This is a genomic window from Micromonospora sp. NPDC047465 (assembly GCF_040643125.1).
In the GTDB taxonomy this organism is placed as follows: Bacteria; Actinomycetota; Actinomycetes; order Mycobacteriales; family Micromonosporaceae; genus Micromonospora.
Genome location: NZ_JBEYTP010000013.1, coordinates 151,821 through 157,917, shown reverse-complemented (window position 1 = coordinate 157,917; position 6,097 = coordinate 151,821). Strand labels below are relative to the sequence as shown.

Annotated in this window: 5 protein-coding genes; 3 read left to right on the top strand and 2 right to left on the bottom strand. The window is 70.7% G+C overall.

The window, feature by feature from the left end:
* The first annotated feature begins 182 nt into the window (after positions 1 to 182).
* The 3 genes from ABZ793_RS15010 to ABZ793_RS15000 all read left to right on the top strand — a co-directional run bounded on the left by ABZ793_RS15010 (position 183) and on the right by ABZ793_RS15000 (position 3,232).
* Positions 183 to 1,166 carry a zinc-dependent alcohol dehydrogenase family protein gene (locus tag ABZ793_RS15010; protein ID WP_357457076.1) on the top strand — a complete coding sequence of 328 codons (984 nt, stop codon included), beginning with the start codon at positions 183 to 185 and terminating at the stop codon, positions 1,164 to 1,166.
* Positions 1,167 to 1,196: 30 nt separating this feature from the next.
* Positions 1,197 to 1,559: a cyclophilin-like fold protein gene (locus tag ABZ793_RS15005; protein ID WP_357457084.1), complete on the top strand. Its 363-nt coding sequence runs from the start codon at positions 1,197 to 1,199 to the stop codon at positions 1,557 to 1,559.
* Positions 1,560 to 1,915: 356 nt separating this feature from the next.
* Entirely contained in the window at positions 1,916 to 3,232 is a 1,317-nt protein-coding gene (locus ABZ793_RS15000; protein ID WP_357457073.1) for a multidrug effflux MFS transporter, read from the top strand.
* A gap of 240 nt (positions 3,233 to 3,472) precedes the next feature.
* Here the strand turns inward: ABZ793_RS15000 and ABZ793_RS14995 are convergent, their stop codons facing one another.
* Positions 3,473 to 4,537 carry an N-acetylmuramoyl-L-alanine amidase gene (locus tag ABZ793_RS14995; protein WP_357457071.1) on the bottom strand — a complete coding sequence of 355 codons (1,065 nt, stop codon included), beginning with the start codon at positions 4,535 to 4,537 and terminating at the stop codon, positions 3,473 to 3,475.
* Between the two features lie 377 nt (positions 4,538 to 4,914).
* Complete coding sequence (locus ABZ793_RS14990) at positions 4,915 to 6,075, bottom strand: MFS transporter (protein WP_357457069.1); 1,161 nt, start codon at positions 6,073 to 6,075, stop codon at positions 4,915 to 4,917.
* Positions 6,076 to 6,097 lie beyond the last annotated feature (22 nt).

Below are 6,097 nucleotides of genomic sequence, written 5' to 3'. Positions count from 1 at the left end.
AGAAACCTCCTGGCCGCCGGGCTGGCGGACAGGTAAAACGCCTGTGGAGCTGATGTAAGACCTCAACGGAGTTCCTCCGGGCGGGCAGTCGGCGACGAAGCAGGAAACCCTACGGGCGACCAGGGGGAATCCCGGCCCTCCAGGGCCGGGAGGATGTCAAGCATGCCCCTGGCGACGTCCGCGTGGAAACGCGGGAGGATCCCCGGATCCTGCTTCCGACCGACGCGATCATTCGCCTGTCCGCGACCTGTATCTGCGGTTCGGACCTGTGGCCGTATCGGGGCGTCGAAGCGGTCAGGGGGCCGTCCCCGATGGGCCACGAGTACGTCGGCGTCGTCCAGGAGGTCGGCAGCGAGGTCGAGAACATCAGGCCGGGCCAGTTCGTCATCGGCTCGTTCTTCGCCTCCGACAACACCTGCCTGATCTGCCGGGCTGGCTACCAGACCTCGTGCATCCAGCGGGAACCGGTGGGCGGACTCGGCGCCCAGGCCCAGTACCTGCGTGTCCCTCTGGCCGACGGCACCCTGGTCGCCACGCCCGACACTCCCTCGGACGACCTGATCCCGGATCTGCTCGCTGCCTCCGACATGCTCGGCACGGGCTGGTTCGGCGCCGTGGCCGCCGAGGTCGGCCCGGGCAAGACCGTCGCGGTGGTCGGTGACGGTGCGGTCGGTCTTCTCGCCGTTCTGGCGGCGAAGCAACTCGGCGCGGAACGCATCATCGCGATGAGCAGGTACGAGCCCCGTCAAGAACTGGCGATTCACTACGGTGCCACCGACATCGTCACCGAGCGCGGCGATGACGGTGTCGCACGTATCAAGGACGTCACCGACGGCGTCGGGGCGCACTCGGTGATCGAGGCGGTCGGCACCCAGGAGTCGATGATGACGTCCATCCGCTCGACCCGTCCCGGCGGCCACGTCGGCTACGTCGGTGTGGCCCACGATGTCCAACTGCCCGGCGAGGAGCTGTTCCTCTCGCACGTGCACCTGCACGGCGGTCCGGCACCGGTGCGCCGTTTCCTGCCAGACCTGATCGACCTGATCTGGAACCGGCAGATCGACCCTGGCAAGGTCTTCGACCTCAGTCTCCCCCTTGAACAGGCCGCCGAGGGGTACAAGGCCATGGATGAGCGACGGGCCATTATGGTCCTCCTCAATCCCTGACGAACCGCGCCACCCCGGGCCGCGACGCAACTGCCGGCAGCGCCGGCGCGCGGTACACCGATTCGGATCACATTCGGTGGCATTACGCTCACCGGGCGGCTCAACGACACCTCGACGGCCAGGGATCTCCCGGATCAGCTGCCCTTCCGCGATCTCATGGACGAGGAGACGTCGCCCCTCGCACGCGATCTGTCGGTACAGGACGTGCCCGAGGGGGACGATCCGGTGCCCGGTGAAATCGGCTACTGGGTTCCCGATGGAAACCTCGTGCTCCACTACGGCGACGTCGAATACTGGAACGGCATCGTGCGGATCGGAAGCTTCGACGGCGGTCGGGGCGAGATTGCCCGCCAGGCAGACGGATTCCGGGTGACGATCGAGCGGGCAGATTGAGCGTTCCTATTTCTCACCCGGGCCGGCAGCGACCGTAGGTCATGGGCCTGCCCGAAGGGTGTTCTGTCGGTACGCCTTTCACCAGGGACTCCCCAATCGGCTCGCAGCACGGTTTCCTTGAAATCGATTGACGCTATCGGACGCGTCCGCGCGGATCTCCGGAAAGGGCAGGACGGCCCGCGGGTCGCGGGCCAGCCGCACAGTGCGGGCCATGTGGAGTGCCCCACCCGCTCGGACGCCGTCGTGTTGTGCCCATGGGGGCAGCCACGGTCGCCTCGACCCAGGCCGCGAGCCGCAACGTCGGGGTAAGCGGCGCCGCACCAATAACAGCCTCTGACCCAGGAAGTGAAATATCGGTGACCACGCGCGAACAGCACATCGGAAAGGCTCTCGCGGTCGTCCTCGGCCTGCTGACCATCTTCGGCCCCATCTCGATGGACCTCTACCTGCCCGCCCTCCCCGCCCTCACCACCGAGCTGGGGGCAACCACCTCGGCCGCGCAGCTGACCGTCACCGCGTGCCTGCTCGGGTTGGCCATCGGCCAGGTCGTCGCCGGCCCCTTGTCCGACCGGCTCGGCCGGCGTCGCCCGCTGCTGGCCGGTGTCGTCGCGTACCTGCTCACCTCTGTCCTGTGTGCGGTGAGCCCGACCATCGAGCTGCTGGTCGCGGCCCGGTTCGTGCAGGGCCTCGCCGCTGCGGTGGGCATCGTCATCGCCCAGGCCGCCGGCCGTGACCTCTACTCCGGCGGCCGACTCGTCCGGTACTACGGCCGGCTGACGGTGCTCGGCGGTCTCGCCGCGATCATCGGCCCCGTCATCGGCGGACAGCTCGCCTCGCTGACCGACTGGAGAGGTATCTTCCTGTTCCTCGGCGGTGTCGGCGCCGTCATCCTCGCCGCCACCATGCTGATCTTCCGGGAGACACTGCCCGCCGACCGGCGCGTCGTCGGTGGCGTCGCGCACACCGGGCGGGACTTCCGGCGGTTGCTCTCCGACCGGATGTTCGTCGGAACAGTGGTGATCACCGGCTTCGTCAACGCCGCCCTGTTTGCCTACCTCAGCGGCGCCACGTACGTGCTGCAGGGCATCTACGGGCTCTCCCCGCAGGGATACTCGTTCGCTTTCGGCCTCAACTCGCTCGGGTTCATGGCGTTCGGCTTCGTCGCCGGCAGGCTCGCCGAGTCGTGGTCGGAGAAAGGCACACTCGTGCTCGGTCTCCTGATGACGCTTGTCGGCGCGGGCGCCCTCCTCGCCACCGCCGTGCTCCACCTGTCCCTCGTCGCGATGGTCCTCTCGCTGCTCACCATGGTCAGCGGCGTGGCTGTGACCACCCCACCCGCCACCTCCCTCGCACTCGCCAGCTACCCCGACATCGCCGGTACGGCATCTTCGCTGCTGGGATGCGCCCGCTTCGCCTTCGGCGGCCTGGCAGCGCCACTGGTGGGCCTCGCCGGCGCCGACGACGCCACGCCGCTGGGACTCGTTACCGTGCTGTCAGCCGCCGTCGCTGCCACCACCTACGTCATCCTCCTACGCGACGAGGCGAGTGGCGCACCCCATCCTGCCGCCGACGGCGCGCCGTCCAGCGTGGTCAACGTCCCCGCAGGCGTGCCGGATCCCGTCTCCACCACCCTCCTGCCATCGCGCGCCGGACAGGAAAGGACCCCCGTGTGACGGCTGCGGGACCTCTCCGCGTCGCCATGCCCGGACAGCCACCGAGCCGATCCTGGGAGGTCCTGCCGTGACCTCCCTGCCCGTCAACCGGGTTCGCGATGCACGGCGGCAGACCCGCCGTCGCGGGAGCTGGTCCGGCCGCCCCACGTTGTCCACGCCGACACATCACTTCGCCAGGGAGGGCGCGGAGCGTGACCATGCACGGGCCGCGCCCTCCCACTCGACGCTGAGGCCGGCGCCTCAGACCCGGGTGACCCGTACCGCGTCGGCGATCACGTATCCGCCGGCGCTGCTCCAACGGCTCACACCGACGAGGTTGCGGTCGCCGGCAGCGAGGTTGAAGGTGCCGATCGAACGCCAGACGCCGCCGTTGGTGCGCTGGTCCACGTGCACCGTCTGGTTTCCCGCCGCGGTGACGATCACGTACGGCGTCGCGCTGTTGTAGCCCGGGTCCGCCGGGTGCCGCACCTCGACGCGGTAGTTGCCGGACTGCGGAATGCTGACCTTGAACCATGCCGCGTCGCTCGCGGCCACCGGGTTGGCGAACCGATAGTCGGCTCCGTACCGCTGCGCCGAGTAGGTCGACGTGCCCCAGTTGGTGCTCGCGCTGAAGCGACCCGCGGTGGCGTTGTCCACGATGGTGCTGTATGCGGGCGGGGGAGTGCTGCCGAGCCCCAGGTACTGCGCGATGCCCTGGGCGTGCCCGTGGGCGGTGGCGGTGATGAAGTCGGCCCGCTTGAGCAGGTTCGCGTCGGCGACGGTGTCGATGAACAGGTTCTCGGTGAGGACCGCCGGCATGGTGGTCTCGCGGAGTACGTGGAAGTTGGCCGTCCGCTGGCCCCGGTCGGCGACCCCACTGATCGTCCGCATGCCCGAGAGGACCCTCGAGTGCAGTGCGTTGTGCAGGTTGACCGTAGCCGAATCCGCCGTCGGGTACCGGTAGCTTTCGAAGCCGGTGCCGCCGCCCGAGTTGATGTGGATGCTCACGAACAGGTCGGCGCCCCATGCGTTGGCGTCGTCGGTGCGGTAGGTGAGGCTGCGGGTGACGTCGGTCGTCCGTGACATCCGCACGTCGACGCTCCAGTTGGCCAGCAGGATGCTGCGCAGCTGCAGGGCGATGTCGAGGGTGAGTGCCTTCTCCTGCAGGCCGTTCCCGACCGCGCCGGGGTCGGTGCCGCCGTGCCCCGGGTCGATGTAGACGCGGGGGATCGCGGCCCGGGCCTGGCCGGCGACGACGGGCGCGAATGCCGCGCCGGCTGCGGCGGCCAACAGAGTACGGCGCCGCAGGGGAGTGTTGCTGAGCATGGGTGCCTCTCGGATAGAGGGACGGGCAATGGGGGAGTGTGAGGCGCCCACCACGGCGCCGGTCTGGCGCTGTCTGCCTCCGCCCGGCGAACCTCGCGTACGTGAGCATGCGCGATGACGCCACGGCGTCGAAGGGTCGCGTTCAGCGGTGGCATGCGCGCGCGGCCGATGTGGCGGCAACCTCAGCTGCCGCCGCCGGCAACGCGCGTGGAGTCCAGGGAATCCTCACGGCGGAGACTGTAACCACCGTCGATGTGTCCGGGAAGGACGTTTACGTGTTCGTGATCTTGGAAGGCGGCCAAGGTGGGCGCGCCGGCGGTGGTCGTCCAGGTGTCCACGTCAGATGCAGTTCCCCACTCGGCGAGCGAGGGCCGCGCTCAGGTTGCCGGGGGCGGCCGGTGCAGGCCGGTCGCGGCGACGGCCGCGCCGGCCAGGCCGGCGGCGGTGCAGGCGAGCACGCCCGCCGCCCCGGCGCCGGCGGCGAGCGCGCCGGCGGCGCTCGGGATGAGCACCTGGCCGAGCCGGTTGCCGGTGAGGCGCAGGGACATCGCCCGGCCGCGCAGCCCCGGCGGCGCGGCCTCGGCCAGGAACGACATGGTCAGCGGTTGCCCGGCGCCCAGGCCCAACCCCGAGACCGTGACCACCACGGCCATCGCCCACAGCGGCAGGGGCGGCAGCAGCAGACCGAGACCGGCGGCGGAGATCGCGACGGTGCCGACGAGCAGCCGGCGCCGACCAACGGCGGCGACCAGCCGGCCGAGCAGCAGCCGCGAGGCCATCGACGCGACCGCCCGCAACCCCAGCAGCACGCCGATGGTGCCGGCGGCGATGCCCCGCTCGGCGCCGAGGGCGGGCAGGTAGACCAGGGTGATGTCGACCGCCGCCAGGACGACGCAACTGACCGCGAGGGCACGCACCAGTCCCGGCTGGCGGAGCAGACCGCCCAGCCCGCCGGCGGCCGGCCCCGCCGCCTGCCGGTGGTGCGCCGACGGACGGAGGAACACGGCGGCGACCAGCAGGGGCAGGGCGAGCGCGGTGGCGCCGAGGAAGATCGCCCCGGTGTCCGGGATCGGGCGGTCCCCGCCGAAGGCCACGATGAGGCCGGGACCGAACGCCTGACCGAGCGAGGCGGCGAAGGTGTAGTAGCCGAACGCCGTGTCGTACCGGTCCGCCGCCGTGCGGTTGGCGACCAGCGCCTGCTGGCCGACCACGGCGAAGAGGTGACCGGTGCCGAGGACCATACTGGCCACGACCAGGCCGGCGACCGAGTCGGCGAACAGCACGAAGCAGGCGCCGGCGGCGACGAGCAGACCCGAGCCGGCCAGCACGATCCGGCGTTCGCCGAACCGGTCGACCGCCTGGCCGGAGGGGACCGCGAGCACCAGCGGCACGACGGCGAAGCTGGCCCCGAGCACGCCGAGCCAGGCCGCCGGCACGTCCAGGTCCAGCGCCCGGTACGCGGACGCCGGGCGCAGCATGAAGGTGACCGCCTGCACCACGACGGTGTGGGCGAGCAGCAGACCCGTCTGGGTACGCACGGGGACCCCGGTCAGCCCGGGG